The following is a 22,846-nucleotide window of genomic DNA, read 5'->3' on the forward strand; positions in this document are numbered from 1 at the left end:
CGCCGAGTCGGCGCGTTCTAACGCGCCGCCTCGGCGGGTTTCAGCGCATCTCGATGCCGGGGCGGTCGCTGATGAGGTGGTCGGAGACGGCGTTCATCACCCGTCCCAGGGCAGCGAAGTCTTCCTCGCTGACCAGATCGATGAGGTAGTCACGTACGCCGGTGACGTGGACCGGCGCGGCTTCGCGCAGCAGCTCGAAGCCGCGGTCGCTGAGAGTGGCGACGACACCGCGGCCGTCGTCGGCGGAGTTGCGGCGTTCGACGATCCCGGCGCGCTCCATCCGGGTGATCGTGTGCGTGATCCGGGAGCGCGAGTGGGCCAGGGAGTCGGCGAGCTGAGCCATCCGCATGGCACCGTCGTTCTCGGAGAGGCGTACGAGGATCTCGTACTCCGGGAGCGAGATGTCGAAACGCGAGCGTAGATCTGCGTCCAGGCGGTCATCGAGCAGGGTCATCCCCATCATCAGCGCACGCCACGAGCGCTGTTGCTCTTCGTCCAGCCACCGAGTCTCATCACCCACGGGGCATTACGTTAGACCTCTCTGCGCGCTGTTCCACGCACTGGGACCCTTTAACGGCGGGGAGTTGTCACCGAAGGTTCGATGCACACCCGGGACGAGAGCCCCGAAATCGCCGGGACCAACGGCAGAATCGGCCGGGACCTTAGCCCGGCAACCTGCTCGACCCGAGGTGCTGCGGGCCGGAGAAACAATTCGCCACGGCTCCGGGTAAAGGCGAAGATTGTGCGGTGTCGACTCCCCCTGCTCTCGGTCTCCGTGACTTCATAGCCGCACTTCCACGCGAGGGCCGCTGGCTCCTGTCGACGGTTGCCATCCAGCTCCTCGGTCGCGGCATGACGCTGCCGTTCACGATCATCTACCTGCACGAGGTACGCGGCTTCGACCTCGGCCTCGCCGGCACCCTGATGGGCCTGATCGCCATCGTCGGCTTCGTGGTCACCGGCCCGGCGGGCAGCCTGATCGACAGGTACGGAGCCCGCCCCGTCATCCTCGGCGGCCTGGTCTGCGCGATCGCCGGTGACGTCATGCTCGCCTTCGCCACCACCCCGGTGCTCGCCGGTGCGGCGTTGTGCCTGCTGGGCGTCCAGGCCGGGGTGTCGTGGCCGGCCGCCAACGCCCTGGTCGCCACCGTGGTCGAGGGTGAGCTGCGGCAGCGCTACTACGGGGTGAACTTCGCGCTGATCAACCTCGGTATCGGCGTCGGCGGCGTCATCGGCGGGCTCTTCATCGACGTGACCCGGCCCGAGACGTTCACCTACGCCTTCCTCGCCAACGCCGCCACCTTCACGATCCCGGCCCTGGTCCTGCTCGGCCCGCTGCGTCATCTGCACGGCCGTGCCGCCCGCCCTGCCGCCGACGAGCCCGACGCGACCGCGTCGTACGCCACGATCCTGCGCCGTCCCGAGGTCATCTGGCTGGTGGTGATCGGGGTGCTGCTCTCGACCCTGGGCTACGGCCAGATCGAGAGCGGGTTCCCGGCCTACTCGCGCCAGATCTCCGAGGTCTCGACCCGGGTGGTCGGCTTCGCCTTCGTGGTGAACTGCGCGGTGATCGTGCTCGCCCAGTTCTGGGTGATGAACCGGGTCAGCGGCAAGCGGCGCACCCGGGTGCTCATCGCGACCGCGGTGATCTGGGCCCTCGCCTGGGTGGTGTTCGGGGCGACCGGCCTGGTGCCGGGCTCCGTCGCCGCGATCGTCGGCGTGGTCGCCTTCCAGGGGCTGTTCTTCGCCCTCGGCGAGACGCTGATGCAGTCGGCCTACCCCGCCCTGACCAACGACATGGCCCCCGACCATCTGCGCGGGCGCTACAACGCGATCAACTCCGCCTCGTTCCAGACCGGGGCGATCATCGGCCCGATCCTGGCCGGGTTCCTGCTCGAGCACGGCCAGTCGACGGCGTTCATCGCGCTGATGGTGGTCGGCTGTGTCGGCATCGTCGCCGGCTCGATGCGCCTCGAACGCCGGATCACCCCTGCCGTGAACGGCGTACGTCCCGCCCTGATCGCCGAGTCGGCTCATCCTGACGCAGAAACCGGCCGAGTCGGCTCGTCATAATGAGCCGACTCGGCGTGGGTTTCGGTCAGAACGCGCCGACTCGGCGCGGTTGATCAGTCGCGGGTGAGGCGACGGTGGGTGACACGGTGGGGGCGGGCGGCCTCCTGGCCGAGGCGCTCGATCTTGTTGGCCTCGTAGGACTCGAAGTTGCCCTCGAACCAGAACCACTCACCCTCCTTCTCCTCGGTGCCCTCCCAGGCGAGGATGTGGGTGGCGATGCGGTCGAGGAACCACCGGTCGTGGGAGGTGACCACGGCGCAGCCGGGGAAGTCGAGCAGCGCGTCCTCCAGCGAGGAGAGGGTCTCGACGTCGAGGTCGTTGGTGGGCTCGTCGAGCAGCAGCATGTTGCCGCCCTGCTTCAGGGTGAGCGCGAGGTTGAGGCGGTTGCGCTCACCACCGGAGAGCACGCCGGCCTTCTTCTGCTGGTCGGGGCCCTTGAAGCCGAAGGAGGCGACGTAGGCCCGCGAGTTCATCTCGAAGTTGGCGACCTTGATGAAGTCCAGGCCGTCGGAGACGACCTCCCAGACGTTCTTGTTGGGGTCGATGCCGCCGCGGCTCTGGTCGACGTAGGAGATCTTCACCGTCTGGCCGACGTTGAGCTCACCCGCGTCGGGCTTCTCGGAGCCGGTGATCATCCGGAACAGCGTGGTCTTGCCGACACCGTTGGGGCCGACGATGCCGACGATGCCCGCGCGCGGGAGGGAGAACGAGATGTCGTCCCACAGGGTGCGGCCTTCGAAGCCCTTGACCAGGCCCTTGGCCTCCATCACCACGTCACCCAGGCGCGGGCCCGGCGGGATGTTGATGTCGGCGGTGTCGATCTTGCGGGCCTTGTCGGCCTCGGCGGCGAGCTCCTCGTAGCGGGCCAGACGCGACTTCGACTTGGTCTGGCGGGCCTTGGCGTTGGAGCGGACCCACTCCAGCTCCTTCTCGAGCATCCTGGCGCGCTTGGCGTCCTTCTGCCCCTCGACCTTGAGACGGTCCTTCTTGGTCTCCAGGTAGGTGGAGTAGTTGCCCTCGTAGCCGTGGATCGAGCCGCGGTCGACCTCGGCGATCCACTCGGCGACGTTGTCGAGGAAGTAACGGTCGTGGGTGACCGCCAGGACGGCACCCTTGTAGGACTTGAGGTGACCCTCCAGCCACTGCACCGACTCGGCGTCGAGGTGGTTGGTGGGCTCGTCGAGCAGCAGCAGGTCGGGCTCCTGCAGGAGGAGCTTGCACAGCGCGACCCGGCGGCGCTCACCACCGGAGAGGTTGTCGACGATCGCGTCGCCCGGAGGGCAGCGCAGCGCGTCCATCGCCTGCTCCAGCTTGGAGTCGATGTCCCAGGCGTTGATGTTGTCCAGGTAGGTCTGGAGGTCGCCGGTCTCGGCCATCAGGGCGTCCTGGTCGGCGTCGGGGTCACCCATCTCCATGTAGGCGTCCTCGAGGCGCTTCATCTTCGTCTTGATCTCGCCGACCGCCTCCTCGACGTTCTCGAGGACGGTCTTGCCCTCGGTCAGCGGCGGCTCCTGCTGGAGCATCCCGACGGTCGCGTCCTGGTCACGGACGATGTCGCCGTTGTTCGGGTGGTCGAGCCCGGCCATCAGCTTGAGCAGCGAGGACTTACCCATGCCGTTCGGGCCGACGACGCCGATCTTGGCACCGTGCAGGAACGAGAGGGTGACGTTGTCGAGGACGACCTTGTCGCCGTGGGCCTTGCGCACATTGCGCAGGGAGAGGATGTAGTCGGCCATGGGCTCCACCCTAATGAGGTCGGGGCACGCCGGTACAACCGGCGCACGCCCGGCTCACCTCAGGCCGCCACGGACGCCTCTGTCTCGGCGGGAGCCTCGCCATCGTCGGGGGTCGCCGGCTTCTGGTCCCACGGGTCGGCGCCCGGGGCACGCCAGTCGGAGATCGGGTCCCGCTCGGGATCGTCCTCGCGAGGCTCGGAGGCAGGCGCGGCGACCGCGGCCAACGTACGCGGGTTGCGCGAGATGCTGGACATGCCGCGGTTGAGGTCGTGGCCGACCACGTTGGCCTCGACCTCGAAGGTGTTGACCTCGAGCCCGTCCTTGTTGACGTAGCTGCGCGCCGACAGCCGCCCCTGGACGACGACAGGGTCGCCCTTGCGCAGCGAGCGCCCGACGTTCTCCCCCAGCTGCCGCCAGGCGCTCACCGAGAACCATTGCGTGACGCCGTCGCTCCACTCACCAGTGGACCGGTTGAGCTTCCGCGGCGTGCACGCGATCCGGAAGTTCGCCACCGAGACCTCACCGACGCTTCGCACGACGGGGTCGGCGCCGACGTTGCCGCGCAGGGTGATGATCGAGTTGTTCATCGTTGTCTCCTCAGTGTTCGCCCGCCTGATGCGGGCCTCGGAGACAACCCTGCGCTCGACCACCGACAGTTTCCGGGCGGCGTACGTCCGCCTGTGGACAACCCCGGATCGAACCGTCCCTGTGGACAGTGATCGGCCCGCCAACCGGTCAGCGCAGCGCTTTGGCCACCCCGTGCCGAAGGGCGGTGTAGGCCGCCAGCTCGGTCTCGATCGGGTCGACGACGAGCTCGCGGGAGACGTCGGCGACCGCCGTACGCAGCCGCGCATCGGCCGAGCGCGCCCGCCGTCGTGCGGTGGTGATCACCAACAGGTGACACACGGCCCACAGCACCAGTCCGAGCCCGACACCCCCGAGGAAGAGGACGTAAGGCAGCTCGACCCCGGCCACAGACGGCGTCACGTCGCCGAGCTGAGCAGCTCCGGAGAGAAGCAGCGCCACCGACCACACCAGCCCGACGGTGGCGAGGACGATGAGGAGCCACTGGAGCGCCTTGACCAGCCCGGTCCACAGCGGCAGCCGCTCTGCGTTCAGGTCGACTCCGCCGACCGAGGCGTCGAGCCTGTCGGCGAGGTCGTCCATCCGCGATACCGATGCCCGCCGGATCGCGTCTCGCCACGGCGAGGCGAGCCCGGCGCCGGCCTCGTCGGCCAGCTGACGCACCTCGGTGTCGACCCGCGCCCGCTCGACGGCGGTGGTCTGCGGCAGCGAGGTCCGGGCGCGCCCGGCCAGCTGGGTCGCCTCCTCCCCGAGGGAGAGGTGCAGCCGCTTCAGGGGATCGGGCCGAAGCCGGGAGACCCACGAGACCAGCGGCCAGCCGGTGGCCGCACGAGCCCGGGTGCGTACGGACCTCTCGACCGCGTCCACCACGGTCGGCACCCCGGCAGCCTCGGAGATGGCGTCCTCGAGGGCCTCCACCCGGGGCTTGGCCAGGGAGCGCGGCTTGGCGTCGCCGGACGCCTTGGCGAGCTTCACGGCGGCGGTCTTGATGTCGGCCGAGAGCCGGGACTTGTTGGCCCGCTTCGCCGCTGCCCGCTGGGCGATCTCGGTCTTGAGCTGCGGGATCCCCCAGCCGAGCTTGGCCGAGACCGGGATCACCGGGACGTTGCGCAGCCCGTCCTGGTCGAGCAGGCGGCGTACGTCACCCAGCATCGACTCACGACGGTCCTCGGGAACGCGGTCGATGTGGTTGAGCACCACGACCATGATCTCGGAGTGGGTCCGGAGCGGCTGCAGATAGCGGTCGTGGATGGCCGCATCGGCGTACTTCTGCGGGTCGAGCACCCACACCAGCATGTCGGCGAGCTCGACCAGCCGGTCGACCTCGAGATGGTGGGAGACCTCGGTGGAGTCGTGGTCGGGCAGGTCCAGCAGCACCACGCCGTCGAGCTCGTGCCCCTCACGGCGGGTGTCGAGCATCGAGTCGCGGGTGGTCTGGTGACGCTCCGGGATGCCCAGCCACTCGAGCAGCTCCTGAGCGCCCTCCGAACCCCACACGCAGGCGGTCGCCCAGGAGGTGGTCGGCCGCCGGACACCGACGGCGGAGAGCTCCAGCCCGGTCAGGGCGTTGAACGTGGACGACTTGCCCGACCCGGTCGCCCCCGCGACCCCGACGACCGTGTGGTCGGCGGAGAGCTTGAGGCGTCCCTGGGCCTTGTTGACCACGGTGCGCGCGTCCTCGACGAGTCCGTCGTCGAGGCGCCCCGTCGCCGCCACGGTCGCAGCGGTCAGTCCGTCCAGCCGATCACCGAGGTCTCCACCTCGGCTGACCAGGTTCTTCGCACCTTCGAGCAGGCCGCTCAATGGTCCCCCTTCGCATCTTGATCAGGCACAGCGTGACAAGTCTCAGTCATCGCCGCGCTGGCTGGCGAAACGAGCGTCGCCGACCTTCCGCGCAGCGTGCCGCAGTCGCTCGGGTGCGCCATGGTCGATCTGCAGCGCGTCGACCTGACCCGTGTAGCGCGCACGCTCCTCATCGACGAGACCCACGATGCGTACCTCCAGCGACTTGCGCGCCCTGGACGCGAGCCCGCGCACGGCCTGGTCGCCGAAGACCGCTTCCAGCAGCTTCTGGCCGAGCAGGAGCGTGCCACCGGCGATGCCCACCTCGGCACCGACGAGCGCTCCGCCGGTCGAGGCGAAGACGACCACCATCAGCGCGACGCCGAGGCCGTTGACCCCGTAGGAGAGGAACTTCGCGGTCGTACGTTTGTCCTGGCCCTCGCTGCGCACCATGTCGAGCACGTCCTGCTGCCAGTCGCGCACCGCACGCTCGGCCCTGGGCCGCAGCGCACGCGAGGCTCGGCCGAGGTCGGCGGGGCCGGCTTCGAGCAGCCCGCGGCCCGCGGGACTCATCTGCCAGGCCGCCTCCGCCCTCTCGGCAGCCGCCTCGCACTGTTCGAGGATCAGCATCTCCAGGCCGCCCTGCACGGCCGCGGTCACCCGTTCGGCCTGCTGCGGCTTGCCCTTGATCGAGCCGAGGATCTTGTCGCGGAGCATCCCGACCCGCGTCTCCAGCGCCTTGAGGAGCTCCCCGGTCCCGACGAACTCCTGCCAGCGCGCGAGCACCTCGCCGCGCAGCAGCGTGCCGTCGGCGGTCGCCGCCATGATCGCCTTGAGCGCCTCGTCGTAGGCCATGTCCGCATCGGTACGCAGCCGCTGCGCGGCCTCTCCCTGACCGTCCGCGGTGTCGGCGATCGGGTGGACCTCCAGGGTCAGCGCCCGCACCGCACCGTCGAGGGTCTGGGTGACGACCTGGTGCCGCGCGGTGGCGTCGTCGGCGAGCATGTCGAGCCAGGCCCGCACCTCGGCGACGTGCTCGGCCGGCAGCAGCCCGTGCTCGGAGACCTCGCCCTCGTGGACGATGAAGAGCGGTGAGTCCTTGAGCCCGCGCGAGGCGAGCATCCGGGCCAGGTGGCCGGCGACGGTCTGGACGGCCTCGGTCGGAGTGCGGTCGAGCACCACCGCGACCGCGGTGGAGCGGTTGGCGGCGAGCTGGAGGAACTCCCACGGCACCTGGTCCGCGTAGCGCGCGGCCGAGGTGACGAAGACCCACAGGTCGGCCGCGGCGAGCAGCTCGGCCGCGAGCACCCGGTTGGCCTCTTCGACCGAGTCGACGTCGGGCGCGTCCAGAATCGCCAGGCCGGGGTGGAGCCGGTCGCTGGCGACCAGCTGCAGCGCACCGGGGTCGTTGGTCGGGTGGTTGACCCGCTCCAGCTCGGGGAGCAGGCGGTCCTGGCCGAACCAGCGGCCGTCCTCGGGGTTGTGCACCAGGACCGGCGAGCGGGTCGTCGGCCGCAACAGGCCCGGCGTGGTCACCTTGGTGCCGACCAGCGAGTTCACCAGCGTCGACTTGCCGGCGCCCGTGGAGCCGCCGACGACCGCGAGGAGCGGCGCGTCGATGGTCATCATCCGCGGGATGACGTAGTCCTCGAGCTGCTCGACCATGTTCTGCCTGGCCGCCCGCTGCTCGTCGATGCCGGGCAGGTCCAGCGGCAGGGTGACCTCGGTCAGCGCCTGGTGGAGCTGGATGAGCGAGGTCACCATCCGGTTGCTCTCGCCGCCGGACGCCTCGATCTCGGCCCGAACGGCCTCGAACTCGGTGGTCGGCTTCTCCGCGAGCATCCCCGCCGTCAGCGCCTCGTAGGCCGCCGGCCGGGTCTCCGGAGCGGTGTCGTCTGTGTTTTCTTCACTCATCCGGTCATCACCTGCCCGCTCGGGAACGCGATGTGTGGACGTACCTCACTGATGCGGTCAACGTATGCCCTCCCCCGGGCGGCGAAGTCTGGCGGCGGGTTGCCGCGCAGGAATCGCCAGTGCAAGTATCCGAGCTCGATGGCAGCCTGCTGGTATTCACGCATGGCCGCAACCCCCTGAGCCCCTCCGTGGGTCGACGCGAACCTCCGCGCCTGCTCCCGGCGCCGCAGATCGACCACCCAGCCGACGTCGGTGTAGGGGATCAGCCCGCGTTGGGCGGCGTCGGTCAGCGACCGGGTCAGCACGATCCGCTCGGACTTTCGCCGCCAGACCGCGAAGACCACCATCGAGACGAACGCGGGCACCATCACCACGACGTACGCCAGCAGGAAACCGGCCCCGTCATAGAGCAGCGTCGAACCGTTCCAGGTGCCGTGGGCGAGCACCGCGATGCCGAAGCCCAGCAGCGGCGCCACGACCTTCAGCCAGCGCTTGCGCGTCACCACCGCGATGCCGATGCCGATGCCGGTGAAGGCGGTGAAGAGCGGGTGCGCGAAGGGGCTGAACAGGCAGCGCATCACGAAGACGGCGGTGAACTCACCGATGTGTCCCGCGGAGCTGTCGCCCATGCCGGGCGTGCCGTTGTAGGTGCCGCCCAGGTAGAGGATGTTCTCGGTGAAGGCGAAGCCGATGCCGACCATGCCGGCGTAGACGATCCCGTCGAGCACCCCGTCGAGGAGGTGGCGGCGCCAGACCAGCAGCACGAAGAGGAACAGCCCCTTGGCCGCCTCCTCGGTGACCGGAGCCACGATCGCGAGCTGGGTCGGCTGGCTCCATCCGGCGAGCAGCGCCCCGACGCTCTGCACGATCAGCGCGGCGGCGACCGCGACGAAGGCGCCCCACCCCAGGCCGAGCGCGAGCAGCGACTTCGGCTCGGGTTCGTAGCGGTCCAGCCACAGGAAGGCATAGACCAGCGGCACCACCGGGATGGCCGCGAAGAGCACTCCCAGGATCGCGCCGGTCGGAGCAAGATGGTCATCGACGACGCTGGTGCTCAGCAGGACGATGCCGAGAACCGGCAAAGAGGTCAGCACGACAAGCACGCCCACCACGATGGTGAACGTGCGGTTGCCTCTTGTCGGATCCTTCGGGATCGCCCCCATGCGCGCCAGACTATCGGGCAAGCGGACCGCACGCGCGACCAGACACCGATCGAGACGTCCTCGCCACCCGCGTGGCCTGGGAACTCACGAGCGTTGCAGATCCGGCGCGGCGTACGATTCCGGTATGACGGACAACGGCGCCCCCACTCCTGCAGACGACCACACCGAGAGCCACGACCAGACGGTTCCGGAGGCATGGTCGAAGTTCATGAGAGAGGGCTGGGACGACCGCGAGGTCGAGGTTCCCGAGCATCCGATCACCCCGTGGGCGGCCGCCCGCCGCGAGCGCCTCTCGGGCATCTTCCCTGGTGAGCGCCTGGTCGTCCCGGCCGGCACCTACAAGGTCCGCGCCAACGACACCGACTACCGCTTCCGCGCCGACACCGCGCACGTGCACCTGACCGGCAACCAGACCTCCGACGCGGTCGTCGTGATCGAGCCCGACGGCTCCTCGGTCCTGTACGCCCGCCCGCGCAGCGGTCGCGACACCGACGAGTTCTTCCGCGACCGTCAGTACGGCGCGCTCTGGGCCGGTGCGCGTCCCTCTGCCCGGGAGCTCTCCGACTCCCTGGGCATCGAGGTACGCCACGTCGACCAGCTCGAGTCCGACCTGGCCGGCTCGACCCCGACCCGGGTGCACCGCGGCGTGTCGGCCGACGTCGACAAGCTGGTCGCGCCGGCCGAGGCATCCCGCGACGAGGAGTTCGCCAAGGCGCTCTCCGAGCTGCGCCTGATCAAGGACGAGTGGGAGCTCGGCGAGCTCAAGGAGGCCTGCGACATCACCGTGCGCGGCTTCACCGACGCGGTGCGCGAGTGGGACCAGGTCCTGAAGCACGGCGAGCGCTGGATCGAGGGCACCTTCTTCCGCCGCGCCCGCGCGGAGGGCAACGACCTCGGCTACGACTCGATCGTCGGCGGCGGGTCCCACGCCACCACGCTGCACTGGATCGACAACGACGGCCCGATCGTCCCCGGTGAGCTGGTGCTGCTCGACATGGGCGTCGAGGGCCACAACCTCTACACCGCCGACATCACCCGCACCCTCCCCATCTCCGGGAAGTTCACGCCGCTCCAGCGCAACCTCTACGAGCTCGTCTACAAGGCCCAGCAGGCCGGCATCGAGGCGATCCGCCCGGGCGTGACCTTCCGGGCCGGCCACTTCGCCGCCATGGAGATCCTCGCTCATGGGCTGGACGACCTGGGGCTGCTCCCCGTGTCCGTCGACGAGGCGCTCTCCGAGGACAACAAGACCTACTCCCGCTGGACCCTCCACGGCGTCTCCCACATGCTCGGCCTCGACGTCCACGACTGCGCTTCGGCGTCGAAGGAGACCTACATCGAGGGACCGCTGCAGGAGGGCATGGTGCTCACCGTCGAGCCGGGCCTCTACTTCCAGAAGGAGGACAAGCTCGTTCCCGAGGAGCTGCGCGGCATCGGCATCCGCATCGAGGACGACATCGTCGTCACCAAGGACGGCTCCGTGAACCTCTCCGCCGGCCTGCCGCGTACGGCCGACGACGTCGAAGCGTGGATGGGTCAGCATCTGTGACTTTGGATGCTGACCGAGGTAACTCGGTGGAGCGACGCTTCCTTCGTGGAGTTCCACGAGGGCAGCGACTGCTCACCGAGGTGCCTCGGTCAGCGGCCGCGGTCGTGGGCAGCCTCGCCCTGGCTTCGGCCCTGATGGCCTGCAGCCCAGGACGTACGCCACGGCAGCAGCCCGCCGCCTCACCATCAACCACGACGTCTCCCTCCGCCTCCGCCCCCACCTCCGCGTCGAGCGGAGCGGACGACATCTTCAAGGGAGCCGTGGTCGGGATCGACCCGGGCCACAACGGTGGCAATGCCGGCGCCCCGGAGGTGATCAACGAGCCGGTGTGGAACGGACGGTCGCAGAGCCCATGCAACACGACCGGCACGGCGACCGACGACGGCTACCCGGAGACCGACTTCACCTGGGCGGTGGCCCAGAAGCTCGCCGCCGACCTGCGCGAGTCCGGGGCGAAGGTGGTCATGACCCGCGGCAGCAACGAGGGGGTCGGGCCCTGCATCGACGAGCGGGCGAAGACCATCAACGACGCGAAGGCCGACGTCGCGATCGACATCCACGCCGACGGGGCGGCCGCGTCCGAGCGGGGCTACTCGCTGCTGATCCCGGTGCCCTCGGGCACCAACGACGAGGTCGTCGAGCCCTCGCGACGCTACGCCCGGATGCTTCGCACCGAGATGTGGAAGACGGGGATGCCGCTGGCCGACTACCTCGGTGAAGGCGGTTTCGTGGAGCGCGACGACCTGGCCGGTCTCAACCTGACCACGGTGCCGCAGGTGCTGCTGGAGACCGGCAACATGCGCAACGCCGAGGACGCGCGGCTGCTGAAATCCGACCGGTTCCAGGCGCGGACGGCCGCCGCCATCAAACGGGCGATGGCGGCGTACCTCCGCTCACGCTGAGCTCAGCTCAGAGCTTCGTCCACTCGACGGACTTGTAGCCGTACTCCTCCGCGATCGGCCCCCACGCCTTGGCGGCCGCCTTCTTCGGATCGTGGCTGGCCAGGCTGAGCGTGGTCGCCTTCTCCAGCTTCCCCTTGCCGCCCACGCACTCGCCGTCGGCGTTGACCTTGCGCTTCTCGCCCCAGGCTGCGAAGGCCAGGTCGGCGTTCTGCGAGGTCATCCACGCGGACTCGAGGTTCTTGACGAGCTTCCGCGACCCCGGGAGGACGGCGGTGTCGATCTTGGCGACCTTCGCAGCCAGCTTCTCGCGGGACGTCGCGGCGTCCTGGAAGGTCTGGATCGCCTCATCGATGTTCTCGCACGCCTCGAGGTCGGCCTGAGCGGCGCCGATGGCCGCCTTGTCCTTGGCCGAGGTCTTGATGAGGTCGTCGATCTTCTTGGCCTCGGCCGCGGCACCGCCCTCGGTCGTGGTGGCGCCCTGGGTGGTGCCGGTCTCGGCGTTGGCGTCGTCGTTGCTGTTGATCAGCCCGATGACGAAGGCGATGATCGCGACCACGACGGCCAGCGCGAGCACGATCAGGCCCCAGCGCTTCAGATCGAGACCACCAGGTCCCTTGCCCTGACCGCCCTGACCGCGCTGCGGCTCGTAGCGGGCGTCGTAGCCGTTCCCGTACGGGTCGTAGCCCTGCGGCGCCATCGGCGGCGGGGCCGGGGTGGTGGGCCCACCGCTGACCGGCGGCTGCCCCACGAGGGTGGCGTCGGTGTAGGCGTTCTGGCCGTAGGGGTCACCGTACGGCTGGCTGAACTCGTCCTGGGACCGGTCCTGCGGCTGCCCGTAGGGCTGCTCGTACGCCTGGTCGTAGCCCTGGTCGGGCCCCTGGCCGTACGGCTGGTCATGGGGCTGGCCATAGGGCTGGTCGTAGCCCTGCGACCACTGCGCCTGGTCCGGCTCGAGCTGCGGCGCGAGCGGAGCGTAGGCGGGGTCGCCGTACGTCGGGGCCTGCTGGACGAGATCAGGCTGGCCGAGATCGGGCTGGCCGTCGTCGTAGCGCGACTCGGGCGCCGGGGCGTCGAACTGCGGCTGCGGCGGCGCGAACTGCTCGAACTCGTCACGCGGACGGGTGCCTCCGGCTGCCTCCTCGTCGACGGCGTCGAACCGAGGGCTCATCGCGACCTGGGTGCTGTCCTGAGCCTGTCGATCCACCGGCGGCATCGCCTCGTGGGTCGCCTCGTAGGCCGGCTCATAGGCCGGCTCATACGTCGGCTCATACGTCGGCTCGGGGCCGGGGCCACCGAACTGCGGCGCGGGCTCGACGAAGGTCGGGTGCTCCGCACTCTGGTGGTACGCCGCGGCCGGACGCTCGGGCAGCGGAGGCACAGCCATCGGCTCCGGGGTCTGCGGCGCCTGCGGCTCCGGCATCTGCGGCGCGGGGGCGGGGGCGGGCGGCTCGGGCGCGCGCTCCTGCACCGGCGGCCGCGTCGGGAGGTCCGGGAGCGGCGCCGGGGCGACCGCCCGCACCTCGGGCTCAGGATCCGGCGCCGGGGTCGGCTCGGGCTCCTCCGCGACGCGCTTGCGCTTGGGCAGGAAGAGCGACTGCGACTGGGAAGCGAGCTCCGGCTCGAACTTCGGCGTACGCGCCGCCAGCCCGAACAGGCCACCACCATCCGACTCTGCCGGCGGCGGGGCCATGCCACCACCGAAGGCAGGCTGCTCACCGCTGGGCGCGGACATGTTCAGCTGAGGCGCCATCGAGGCCCCCGGCGTACGCCTGACCTGCTCGAGCGGCAACGGGGCCGGCTTCGTGTCGGCCTCTGGCGCGGGTGTGGCGGAAACCTGCCCACGCCTCGGCAACGACAGACCACCCTGCTCAGGATCGGCACCCCGCTGCGGCAGACGCGGCGGTGCGACCGGCTCCGGTGCACCCTGCGACGGCGGCTGATGAGCGCTTCTGACGGGGGTCCCACAACCTGTGCAGAAGCGCATACCGGTGACGGCTGCACCGCACGAGGTGCACATGGACTCCATAGTCATGTCCGGGGACCTTACCGATGATCGCGTCCAGTCTCGAACCCTCGTGGTCCGCCAATCGGACACCCAGGTCGACAGTGCGGGGACAGTGCACCCAAATACCCCCCACACCTTGGTAACACTCCGGTCAGCGTTTCGGATTCCGATGCACACAGGGGATACGGGCACCGGTAAGATCGTGCGCGGCCTGCGCAAACCCCCTTCAGCGGGGTGCTCACGAAGGCCACGCCTCCGTAGCTCAGCTGGATAGAGCATCGGCCTTCTAATCCGACGGTCACAGGTTCGAATCCTGTCGGGGGCGCCACCGGAAATCTGTGTGGGTTAAATCATGCACTCGCGCGTGTTTCGGCACCGACCGCCGCGGCGGCCGACCTCCCGGCGTACACGGTCCGGAAGAACGGCAAGGTGCGGTGCACCATCGGACCGATGAGCAGCGCCTCGGCGACCGTGCCGATGCCGACCAGGCCGCCGAGGAGCCAACCGGCCGCCAGCACAGTGATCTCGACGCCCGCACGGCAGAGCCAGACCGGGGCGCCGGTGCGCTCGTGCAGGCCGGTCATCAAGCCGTCGCGCGGCCCCGGCCCGAGGCCGGGCGCGATGTAGATCCCGGTGGCCGCGGCCAGCAGGAGCAGGCCACCGGTGAAGAGCGCGACCTGAGCCACCAGGCCCGACGGCTGCGGGAGCAACCAGAGGCCGATCTCCGCCGAGGTACCGACGAGCAGGACGTTCATCACAGTGCCGACGCCGGGCCGCTGGCGCAGCGGAATCCAGAGCAGCAGGACGACGAGCCCGATCAGGTTGGTCATCATCCCGAAGGAGATCCCGGTGATCTCGACGAGTCCCGATGCCAGCGTGTTCCAGGGCGCCAGGCCCAGCGAGCCCTGCACGAGCATGGCGAGTGCGATGCCGTAGAGGAAGAGTCCAGTTATCAACCAGGAGAGCGACTTCACAGAGAGATCCTTCACGATGGCAAAGCCAATCACGGGTCCAATCGAAGGTAAAGGAGCCAATTGGCGTAAGGTGGCCTCATGCCTCGCGGAAGAATCGGTGCCACTGCGCTCGCTGGCCTGCTCGGTCAGTGGCAAGGAGAGGGCCCGGCGTACGAGAACCTCGCCGAACGGATCCAGCTGCTGCTGATCGACGGACGGCTCTCCGCCGACATCCGCCTGCCCTCCGAGCGCGAGCTCTCCGAGCGGCTGATGCTGAGCCGCACCACGATCACGGCCGCCTACCGGCGCCTGCGGGAGCACGGCTACGCGCTGAGCGTGCAGGGTTCGGGTACGACGACGAAGCTGCCACCCACCGCACCCGACTCGTTCACCGAGGGCGGCGAGATCGACCTGGTCCGGGCCACCCTGCCGGCCACCCGGCGGCTCCCGGAGGCCGCGGTCGAGGCGACCCGGCGGCTGGCCGACCACATGACCGGCCCCGGCTACACGCTGTGGGGCATCGAGGAGCTCCGCGCCGAGATCGCGGCGCGCTACACCGATCGCGGTCTACCGACCGATCCCGACCAGATCATGGTGACCACCGGCGGCCAGAGCGCGATCGCCCTGCTCGCCCGCACCGTGATCAGCCGCGGCGACCGGGCCTTCGCCGAGAGCCCGTCCTACCCCAATGCGTACGACGCCCTGAGCCTCGCCGGCGCCCGGATCATCACGAGCCCGGTGACCACCGACGCCGGCTGGGACATGTCCGCGATGGAGGCGGCCATCGCCCGGACCACCCCCGTGATGGCGTACGTCATGCCCGACTTCCACAACCCGACGTCTCGCTCGATGTCGACCGAGGACCGGCTCCGTCTGCTGCACGCCGCCGCGAAGGTCGACACCCTCCTCGTGGCCGACGACACCACCGCCGAGCTGAACATCGACCGTCCTCATACGTACCCGCCGCTGGCCTCGATGGCCGGCGAGCACCAGGCCCGCGTCGTCCACATCGGTTCGGCGAGCAAGATGCTGTGGGGCGGGCTGCGGATCGGCTGGATCCGCGCCGACCCGGTGCTGCTGACCCAGATCGCCAGCGGACGCTCGGCCACCGACCTCGGCACCCCGATCTGGGAGCAGCTCGTCACCACGATCCTGTTCAGGCATCTGCCCGAGATCCTCGAGGAGCGCGCCGCACAGCTCGCCGCGGGCCGTGCCGCGCTCTACCACTCGATGCGCGAGCACCTTCCCGACTGGGAGCTCCCGCCGCGGATCGACGGCGGTCTCTCCGCGTGGGTCGGCCTGCCCGCGCCGGTCAGCTCCCAGCTCACCCTCGCCGCCAGACCGCACGGACTGCTCGTCACCGCCGGGCCACGGTTCGGGGTCGACGGCGCCTACGAGCGTCACCTGCGGCTGGCGATCACGCCCCGGCCCGAGCTCGTCCGGCGCGGAGTCGAGATCCTCGCCGAGGTCTGGCCCCGCGCCGCCTCCACCCCCGCCCTGGCCCTCACTACCTCCGAGGCCGTCGTCTGAGCCGCGACCCTGCGAGGTACGAGCAGAGTCGCGACGCGAAGAGATCGAGCGAGCGCGCGGCTGAGCTTGCGAAGCCGCGACCGCGGGTCGAGATCCGACCCGCTGCACCCGACACAGCCCGGCTCAGCCCCGGGCGAGAGCCTCCAGAGCCCACAGCCCGAGCCCGTCGAAGCGTGCCGACTCGTAGCTGGGTACGTCCCCGCTGGTCGCCTCCAGAAGCCGGCGGGTGGTGATGTGCGAGGCACCCCGGGCAAGGCTCGCGTTGGCGATGTCGGCAGCAGTCACGGTTCGCGGCGGGATCTCGCGACGTTCCCGGGCCCGTCGCCGCTCGTAGTCGAGCTCGTCGACCGTGATGCCGCGGATGATCGTCTCGGCGCTCCCCAGGGAGCGGGTTTCGATCAGCGCCTCGGCGAGCGGGAAGTCGTGCGTCTGGACCACGTCGAGGCGCCACACGGTGGCACTCGCCTCGCTCACCGGGACGGGTGTCTGTCCTCGCCTCATCTCCACGGCGCCTCGAAGTCCGCGCGCGGCTGCTGCGGCCAGCGTCGTCGCCTCGGTGGGATGCCAGCCGAGCGAGTCGCCGACCCTGTTCACGTCCGCGGTCCCCAGCGTCCCCACGTGGGTCCCGCCGAGCCCGCCGAGGATGGCGATCACCTGCTCGGCCGGAAGCTCCCCGTCCACACCCGGTCCGACGACGGCGAGCCGCACGGGAAGGCCGCTGCGCAACGCCGCCGCCAGCGTGAGCGAGTCGGCCAACGGGCTCAGCAGACCCGGCTCGTCTCCCCGAGCGACCACATCACCACCGACATCGACGACCGTGAGCGAGTCGGCGCCCAGGGCCCGAGCGAGATGCTGGAGCTGCTGGGCCAGCCCGATCGCACCATCCGCGAGATCGTGCAGGAAGAGGCGCGCGTCCAGGTCGCCGGCGAGCCGCGGCAGCACGGACCTGCCCGGAGGAAGGGTGTCGGTCGTGGTCGATATCTCCGCACGGACGCCCTCGACCAGGCGGAGCCCGATGAAGTCGCCCCGCGAGCGCGGGCCGGGCACCGGGTCGATGCGGAGCCGCTCCCAGGCGCAGGTCGACACGAACACTTCACCATCGTCCAGCTCGGGTTCCAGGACCTGACGCGCCAGGAGCACGCCGAGCGCATCACCCCCACCACCGGCCGCGACGAAGAGAGTGCTCACGCAGTCGATTCTGACCGCTCGGCACCCGGGGCGCCACCTGGTCGGCCGCATCGTCTGTCAAGAAGTTCGCGGGAACTCGTTGTGACCTGCGCCACGTTGGGTCACGATGTGCAGCATGCAAGGACTGATCCAGGACGCACCGCTGACCATCGACACGATCATCCGGCGCGCCGAGCGCGTCTTCCCGACGCGGGAGATCGTCACCAAGACCGCCACAGGTCTGGATCGCCACACGTTCAAGGACCTGGCCACCGAGGTGCGCAAGCAGGCCGGCGTCCTCGACCGGCTCGGCATCTCCGAGGACGGCCGGGTGGCGAGCTTCGCGTGGAACACCCTGCGCCACCTCGCGCTCTACTACTCCGTCCCCTGCACCGGCCGGGTGCTGCACACCGGCAACATCCGCTACTTCCCCGAGCAGCTCGTCTACACCTTCAACCATGCCGAGGACGAGGCCGTCTTCGTGGACCGGTCGCTGCTCGGCCTGCTGGCTCCGCTTCTCCCCCAGCTGACCACGCTCAAGCACATCGTCGTGATGGACGACGGGGTGCCGACCCCGCTGCCCGACGACCCGCGGGTCGTCTCCTACGAGGAGCTGATGGCCGACGCCGAGGAGGCGGTGATCGAGGGCCGGGTCACCGACGAGCGCACCGCTGCCGGGATCTGCTACACCTCCGGCACCACCGGCAACCCGAAGGGCGTCGTCTACACCCATCGCTCGCAGTACCTGCACGCACTGGCCTCCCTGGCCGGCACTCTCTTCGGCACCAACGACCGCGACCGCGTGCTTCCGGTGGTGCCGTTCTTCCACGCCAACGGCTGGGGCTTCGCCCACTCCTCCCTGCTGGCCGGCGCCAACCTGATCCTGCCCGGTCCCGACCTCTCGCCGGCCGGCATCATCAAGCTCCTCGAGGCCGAGAAGGTGACGATCGCGGCCGGCGTACCCACGATCTGGATGGGCATGGTCCCGCTCCTGAAGGACGCCGACCTGTCCTCGCTGCGCGTCGTCGTCTGCGGCGGCTCGGCGGTGCCGAAGTCGCTCTCGGAGGCCTGGCGCGAGGCGATCGGCCTGCCGATTACCCAGGCCTGGGGCATGACCGAGATGTCGCCGCTCGGCAGCGTGTTCAACGAGCGCGCCGAGATCGCCGACCTCTCCGAGGAGGAGAAGGCCGACTTCCGTACGTCGCCGGGCATCCCTGCCGTCGGCGTCGAGCTCCGCATCGTGGAGCCCGGGACCACCGACGAGCTCCCCTGGGACGGCGAGACGACCGGCGAGCTCGAGTGCCGCGGCCCGTGGATCGCGTCGGGCTACTACAAGGTCGACGCGCCGGGCTCCTTCTCCCCCGACGGCTGGCTGCGCACCGGTGACATCGCGGCGATCGAGCCGCTGGGCTACGTACGCATCGTCGACCGCACCAAGGACCTGGTGAAGTCCGGTGGCGAGTGGATCTCGACCGTCGCGATCGAGAACCTCATCATGGGCCACCCGAGCATCGCCGAGGCGGCGGTCGTCGCGGTGCCGCACCCGAAGTGGGGTGAGCGGCCGCTGGCCTTCGCGGTGGTCAAGGACGGCGAGTCGGTGACCAAGGAGGAGCTGCTCGGCTACCTGGCCGACAACCTGGGCAAGTGGCAGGTGCCCGACGACGTGGTCTTCATCGACGAGGTGCCCAAGACCTCGGTCGGGAAGTTCTCCAAGAAGACCCTGCGCGAGGAGTACGCCGACTACAAGCTGCCCACCGCATAGCGGAACGGTCAGCCCAGCTGCGCGAGGATCGAGGCGGACTCGGCCCTCGCGCAGCGGGCGTCCTCGTCCTTGCCGAGGGCGGCGCGGGCTTCGGCGAGATGGCCGAGCGCGTCGGCCAGGCCGGGCAGGTCACCGGCGGCGCGGAGCTTGGTCACGGCCTCCTCGAAGTGGCCCGCCGCCTCGTCGACCGAGCCGAGCTGCTGGTGGATCCAGCCGATGGTGGCGATGACGTTGCCCTCGCTGCGATAGCCCGGTGCCACCCGGCGCAGCTCGGCGAGCGCCGCCTCGCAGTGACCGAGCCCGGCCTCGTACGCACCGTCGAGGGCCTCGTAGAGACCCAGTCGCCCGGTCGTCCAGGCCGCCCGGATCGGGTCTCCCGCGCGAGCGAAGACCTCCGCCGACCGAGCCGCGTACGCAGCTGCCCCAGCATGATCGCCGGAGGCCGTCGCCACGGTGGCCAGCCGGTGCAGGCTCTTTCCCTCCCCCACCAGGTCGGCGGACTCCGTCGCCAGGTCGAGGGCCCGGCCAAGGTGATCGAGGGCGTCCTCGACCCGCCCGAGCCGCCCGCAGGCTGCCCCGGCGGCGCGGTGGATGACGCCGAGCCCGGCGGGGTCGCCGCCCTGGGAGACGCTGCGGCGCACACCCGGGAGCGCGGTCTCGGCCAGCGCGGCGAGCTCGATCCAGCGTCCCTGGAGATCGAGCAGACGCTCGAGGGCACCGACGAGCAGCACGATCCGATCGGGTGCGAGTCCCCGAGCGACGGCGACCTCGATCACTCGGGAGATCACCGGCAGCTGGGTGCCGATCCAGGCCAGCGCCTCGACGCTGTCGCCGATGACCTCAGGGGTGACCCCGTCGCGCATCGGCTCCAGCGCATCGAGGTGGCGCTGGTGGGGGTCGTAGGCGCTGTGCACCACCCGGGCGCTGAAGACGTAGTGGTCGATCATCCGCAGCTCGGCCGCCTCGCGGGCCTCCGCGGGCTCGCCGGTGGCGAGGTCGGCTGCGTACTCCCGGAGCAGGTCGTGCAGCGTGAACCGGCCGGGCGCGCACTCGGTCAGCAGGTTGGCCTCGGTGAGCTCGTCGAGCAGGCGCCGGGCCCGCACCCGGGAGATCCCGGCCAGGCTGGCCGCGGCCAGGACGGTGAAGGTCGGCCCGGGGTGCAGGCCGATCAGCCGGAACAGCCCGGCCGCGGCATCGGACAGGTGCTGGACCGACCACGAGAAGGTCGCCCGGAGGTCACCCCGTCCGCCGCCGAACCCGTCCAGGCGGGACTCGCCGAGTTCCTCGGCCAGGTCGGCGAGGGAGTGGGCCGGCCGGACCGCCGCCCGGGCGGCCACGACCGAGAGCGTCAGCGGCAACGAGGCGCACAGCTCGATGATCCGCTCCACGGCCTCCGGCTCGGCCAGCAGGCGGTCCTCGCCGAGCCGCCCGGCCAGCAGCTCATAGGCCTCCTCGTCGTCGAGCAGACCCAGCTCCATCGGTCTCGCACCGGCCTCCGCGACCAGGCCGGAGAGCCTGTTTCGGCTGGTCACCAGGGTCACACAGCCCGGGCTGCCGGGAATCAGGCTGCGGACCTGCTCGCTGTCGCGGGCGTTGTCGAGCACGAGCAGCACCCGCTTGCCGGCGAGCTTGCTGCGCAGCAGCCCCGCACGGCCGTCGATGTCCTGGGGTTGACGCGAGCGCTCCACCCCGAACGCCTCGAGCACCACCCCGAGCGCGTCCAACGGGTCGAGCGCGTCGCACGGGTCGAAGCCGCGCAGGTTCACGAACACCTGGCCGTCCGGGAAGCGGGACGTGGTCCGGTGCGCCCAGTAGAGCGCCAGCGTCGTCTTGCCGATCCCCGCCGTGCCCGCGATCGCCGAGATCACGACGGACCGACCGCCCTCGCCGTCGCCCCCGTTCGCCACCAGATCGTCCAGCGCCGTCAGATGGTCCTCGCGGCCGGCGAAGGCGGCGACGACCGGCGGCAGCTGGCGCGGCACGATCTCCTCGTACGTCCGGGCCGGCGCGGGCTCGGGATCGTCTCCCTCGATGATCCGCAACTGCAGGTCGCGTACGTCCTTGGAGGGCTCGACCCCGAGCTCGTCGCGGAGGACACGGAAGAGGCGCTGGTAGGCGTCCAGGGCCTCGGCCGTGCGGCCGGAATGCCACAGCGCCGTCATCAGCAGCAGCCACAGGCCCTCGCGGAGCGGGTTGGCCCGGACGACCGGACCCAGATCAGCCACGACGGCGGCCTGCCGGCCGAGCGCCAGGTCGGCGGCGGCGCGGGACTCGACGGCGACCAATCGCAGCTCGTCGAGCCGGGCGGCCTCGGTCGCGATCATCGGCGACTCACCGACCGCGCCGTACGCACCTCCGGTCCACAGCCCGAGGGCAGCGTCGAAGAGCATGCTGGCCCGCTCGTGCTCCCCGGTCTCGGCCGAGGCGCGGCCCTGGTCCATCAGGTCCTCGAAGCGGGCCTGGTCGATGTCCGCCCCGACCAGCGCATAGCCGTTGGCCCGGCTCTGCAGCTGGCGGCGATCCTCGCCGAGCGCCCGGCGCAGATCACGGACGCGCTGGTGAAGCAGGTTCACCCCCGTCGCCGGGGGTGAACCTCTCCACAGCTCGTCGACCAGGAGGTCGGAGGAGACCGGCGCTCCACGGCCGGCCGCGAGCAGGGCGAGCAGAGTCCGTCGCGTACGCGACAGCTTCTGCACCGTGCCGTCGTCACAGATCAGCTCGACGGCACCTAGGACCCGGACCCGCACCACACCTCCTGTTGACCACGCAGCATTACGTCCGAGAAGAAACATCGTCTCATCACCACAGAGATGGTGACGCGTAATGCCGCCAGAAGGTTGCCTGGAGGTTGGTGCTGAATCCAGATTTAGGGCTTCTGTACTACGGAACCCGCCACAGGCCGCTCTCGCCGCCCTTGTCGATCTGGAACCCGACCTGCTTGATGTTCACCCCGACCGGGACGACGAACGGCACCAGGGCCGTCCGCTGGTCACGCGGCTGCAGCCCGAACGGGTTCGGGAACACCTCGCCGCCGTCGACCGTCACCGTGCTGGGCAGGCTCTTGTACTTCTTGCCCGAGGCGTCGATGACCGTCGTGCCGGTGGCAGGGCTGTCGTTGAAGACCCTCGACCCGGCGTTGACGACCTGGATCTCGACGGCCATCACCCGCGACCCCGGCGGGGTCTCGGTGCCGTCCGTGAAGGACGTCTCGAAGACGTCGTGCACGATCACCCTCAACAGGATCCCCGGTGCTTCGCCCTTGATGGTCCCCTCAGTCGTCAGCCCGAGCTGCTGGTTCTGCTCGATCCTCTCGGTGCTGTCGACGGTGATCACCTTCTTCTCCATCGCGGGGTTCTCGCGGTGGTTGTTGCTGTAGAACCCGTTGTCGATGGAACTGTCCGAACCGCAACCGACCCCGGCCGCCGCAACGACTCCCCCGAGGACCAGCATGGCCATGCGACGCACTCGCACTCCTTATGAAATTTGTTGCACTGGAAAGGAAATTGTTCCCCCTGATTTACCATGGCAACATGCCGGAGTCCAAGCAATCGGCCTAGGGTCTAAGGTCCCAATCCGGGTCCAACTCTTCGAGACTATTTCCACAGCACGAAGTAGTGGACGACCACCGGGACCACCGGCACCACGAGAAAACCAGGGCGTGACCAGCGAAAGCTTGTTGATCAGGCGTACGCCGCCCACAGCCCTCGCGCGCGCCACCCTTGTCG

Annotated in this window: 16 protein-coding genes and 1 tRNA gene; 6 read left to right on the forward strand and 11 right to left on the reverse strand. The window is 70.0% G+C overall.

The genetic code is table 11. From position 1 onward, the window contains the following. Nucleotides 1-40 precede the first annotated feature (40 nt). Nucleotides 41-520: a MarR family winged helix-turn-helix transcriptional regulator gene (locus tag ACFV9G_RS17365; protein WP_378728739.1), complete on the reverse strand. Its 480-nt coding sequence runs from the start codon at nt 518-520 to the stop codon at nt 41-43. A gap of 227 nt (nt 521-747) precedes the next feature. On the opposite strand from ACFV9G_RS17365, the gene ACFV9G_RS17370 reads away from it, so the two are divergent. Further along, a complete protein-coding gene (locus ACFV9G_RS17370; RefSeq protein ID WP_378728740.1) occupies nt 748-2,073 on the forward strand; it encodes an MFS transporter in 1,326 nt (441 codons plus the stop codon). Between the two features lie 53 nt (nt 2,074-2,126). On the opposite strand, the gene ettA is transcribed toward ACFV9G_RS17370, so the two are convergent. The 5 genes from ettA to ACFV9G_RS17395 all read right to left on the reverse strand — a co-directional run bounded on the left by ettA (nt 2,127) and on the right by ACFV9G_RS17395 (nt 9,253). Then, nucleotides 2,127-3,809, reverse strand: a complete 1,683-nt coding sequence (ettA, locus tag ACFV9G_RS17375) for an energy-dependent translational throttle protein EttA (protein WP_378728741.1) — start codon at nt 3,807-3,809, stop codon at nt 2,127-2,129. 59 nt (nt 3,810-3,868) lie between these two features. After that, nucleotides 3,869-4,396: a single-stranded DNA-binding protein gene (locus ACFV9G_RS17380; protein WP_378728743.1), complete on the reverse strand. Its 528-nt coding sequence runs from the start codon at nt 4,394-4,396 to the stop codon at nt 3,869-3,871. A 148-nt stretch (nt 4,397-4,544) separates the two neighbouring features. Beyond that, on the reverse strand, nt 4,545-6,197 hold the full coding sequence (locus ACFV9G_RS17385) for a GTP-binding protein (protein WP_378728744.1): 1,653 nt from the start codon (nt 6,195-6,197) through the stop codon (nt 4,545-4,547). A 42-nt stretch (nt 6,198-6,239) separates the two neighbouring features. Beyond that, a complete protein-coding gene (locus tag ACFV9G_RS17390; protein ID WP_378728745.1) occupies nt 6,240-8,090 on the reverse strand; it encodes a dynamin family protein in 1,851 nt (616 codons plus the stop codon). Beyond that, complete coding sequence (locus ACFV9G_RS17395) at nt 8,087-9,253, reverse strand: PrsW family intramembrane metalloprotease (RefSeq protein WP_378728746.1); 1,167 nt, start codon at nt 9,251-9,253, stop codon at nt 8,087-8,089. The genes ACFV9G_RS17390 and ACFV9G_RS17395 overlap by 4 nt, the downstream gene beginning before the upstream one ends. 124 nt (nt 9,254-9,377) lie before the next feature. Between ACFV9G_RS17395 and ACFV9G_RS17400 the strand changes: the two genes are divergently transcribed. Continuing rightward, the gene (locus ACFV9G_RS17400) at nt 9,378-10,802 is read left to right on the forward strand and encodes an aminopeptidase P family protein (RefSeq protein WP_378728747.1); all 1,425 of its coding nucleotides are present in this window, start codon (nt 9,378-9,380) and stop codon (nt 10,800-10,802) included. A 26-nt stretch (nt 10,803-10,828) separates the two neighbouring features. Then, nucleotides 10,829-11,704 (forward strand): N-acetylmuramoyl-L-alanine amidase, encoded by an 876-nt coding sequence (locus tag ACFV9G_RS17405; protein ID WP_378728748.1) that lies wholly within the window; start codon nt 10,829-10,831, stop codon nt 11,702-11,704. A gap of 7 nt (nt 11,705-11,711) precedes the next feature. On the opposite strand, the gene ACFV9G_RS17410 is transcribed toward ACFV9G_RS17405, so the two are convergent. Then, entirely contained in the window at nt 11,712-13,493 is a 1,782-nt protein-coding gene (locus ACFV9G_RS17410; RefSeq protein WP_378728749.1) for a hypothetical protein, read from the reverse strand. A gap of 467 nt (nt 13,494-13,960) precedes the next feature. Between ACFV9G_RS17410 and ACFV9G_RS17415 the strand changes: the two genes are divergently transcribed. Beyond that, nucleotides 13,961-14,037: transfer RNA gene (locus ACFV9G_RS17415), tRNA-Arg, on the forward strand. A gap of 22 nt (nt 14,038-14,059) precedes the next feature. Here ACFV9G_RS17415 and ACFV9G_RS17420 read toward each other — a convergent pair. After that, complete coding sequence (locus tag ACFV9G_RS17420) at nt 14,060-14,683, reverse strand: YitT family protein (RefSeq protein ID WP_378728750.1); 624 nt, start codon at nt 14,681-14,683, stop codon at nt 14,060-14,062. A gap of 78 nt (nt 14,684-14,761) precedes the next feature. Between ACFV9G_RS17420 and ACFV9G_RS17425 the strand changes: the two genes are divergently transcribed. Beyond that, entirely contained in the window at nt 14,762-16,192 is a 1,431-nt protein-coding gene (locus tag ACFV9G_RS17425; RefSeq protein WP_378728751.1) for a PLP-dependent aminotransferase family protein, read from the forward strand. A gap of 123 nt (nt 16,193-16,315) precedes the next feature. On the opposite strand, the gene ACFV9G_RS17430 is transcribed toward ACFV9G_RS17425, so the two are convergent. Beyond that, complete coding sequence (locus ACFV9G_RS17430; RefSeq protein ID WP_378728752.1) at nt 16,316-17,380, reverse strand: DUF1152 domain-containing protein; 1,065 nt, start codon at nt 17,378-17,380, stop codon at nt 16,316-16,318. A gap of 115 nt (nt 17,381-17,495) precedes the next feature. Here ACFV9G_RS17430 and ACFV9G_RS17435 point away from each other — a divergent pair, with 115 nt between their 5' ends. Beyond that, the gene (locus ACFV9G_RS17435; RefSeq protein ID WP_378728753.1) at nt 17,496-19,121 is read left to right on the forward strand and encodes a long-chain fatty acid--CoA ligase; all 1,626 of its coding nucleotides are present in this window, start codon (nt 17,496-17,498) and stop codon (nt 19,119-19,121) included. Nucleotides 19,122-19,129: 8 nt separating this feature from the next. Here the strand turns inward: ACFV9G_RS17435 and ACFV9G_RS17440 are convergent, their stop codons facing one another. Then, nucleotides 19,130-21,868, reverse strand: coding sequence for a BTAD domain-containing putative transcriptional regulator (locus tag ACFV9G_RS17440; RefSeq protein WP_378728754.1), 2,739 nt, complete (start codon nt 21,866-21,868; stop codon nt 19,130-19,132). 133 nt (nt 21,869-22,001) lie between these two features. Further along, complete coding sequence (locus ACFV9G_RS17445) at nt 22,002-22,586, reverse strand: hypothetical protein (protein ID WP_378728755.1); 585 nt, start codon at nt 22,584-22,586, stop codon at nt 22,002-22,004. Nucleotides 22,587-22,846 lie beyond the last annotated feature (260 nt).

Source organism: Nocardioides sp. NPDC059952, from assembly GCF_042730435.1.
Lineage (GTDB): Bacteria > Actinomycetota > Actinomycetes > Propionibacteriales > Nocardioidaceae > Nocardioides.

Bases quoted from the DNA above. Each gene is read 5' to 3' on its own strand.
- ettA (WP_378728741.1), bottom strand. From the start codon at position 3,809: ATGGCCGACTACATCCTCTCCCTGCGCAATGTGCGCAAGGCCCACGGC.
- ACFV9G_RS17380 (WP_378728743.1), bottom strand. From the start codon at position 4,396: ATGAACAACTCGATCATCACCCTGCGCGGCAACGTCGGCGCCGACCCC.
- ACFV9G_RS17390 (WP_378728745.1), bottom strand. From the start codon at position 8,090: ATGAGTGAAGAAAACACAGACGACACCGCTCCGGAGACCCGGCCGGCG.
- ACFV9G_RS17395 (WP_378728746.1), bottom strand. From the start codon at position 9,253: ATGGGGGCGATCCCGAAGGATCCGACAAGAGGCAACCGCACGTTCACC.
- ACFV9G_RS17400 (WP_378728747.1), top strand. From the start codon at position 9,378: ATGACGGACAACGGCGCCCCCACTCCTGCAGACGACCACACCGAGAGC.
- ACFV9G_RS17425 (WP_378728751.1), top strand. From the start codon at position 14,762: ATGCCTCGCGGAAGAATCGGTGCCACTGCGCTCGCTGGCCTGCTCGGT.
- ACFV9G_RS17435 (WP_378728753.1), top strand. From the start codon at position 17,496: ATGCAAGGACTGATCCAGGACGCACCGCTGACCATCGACACGATCATC.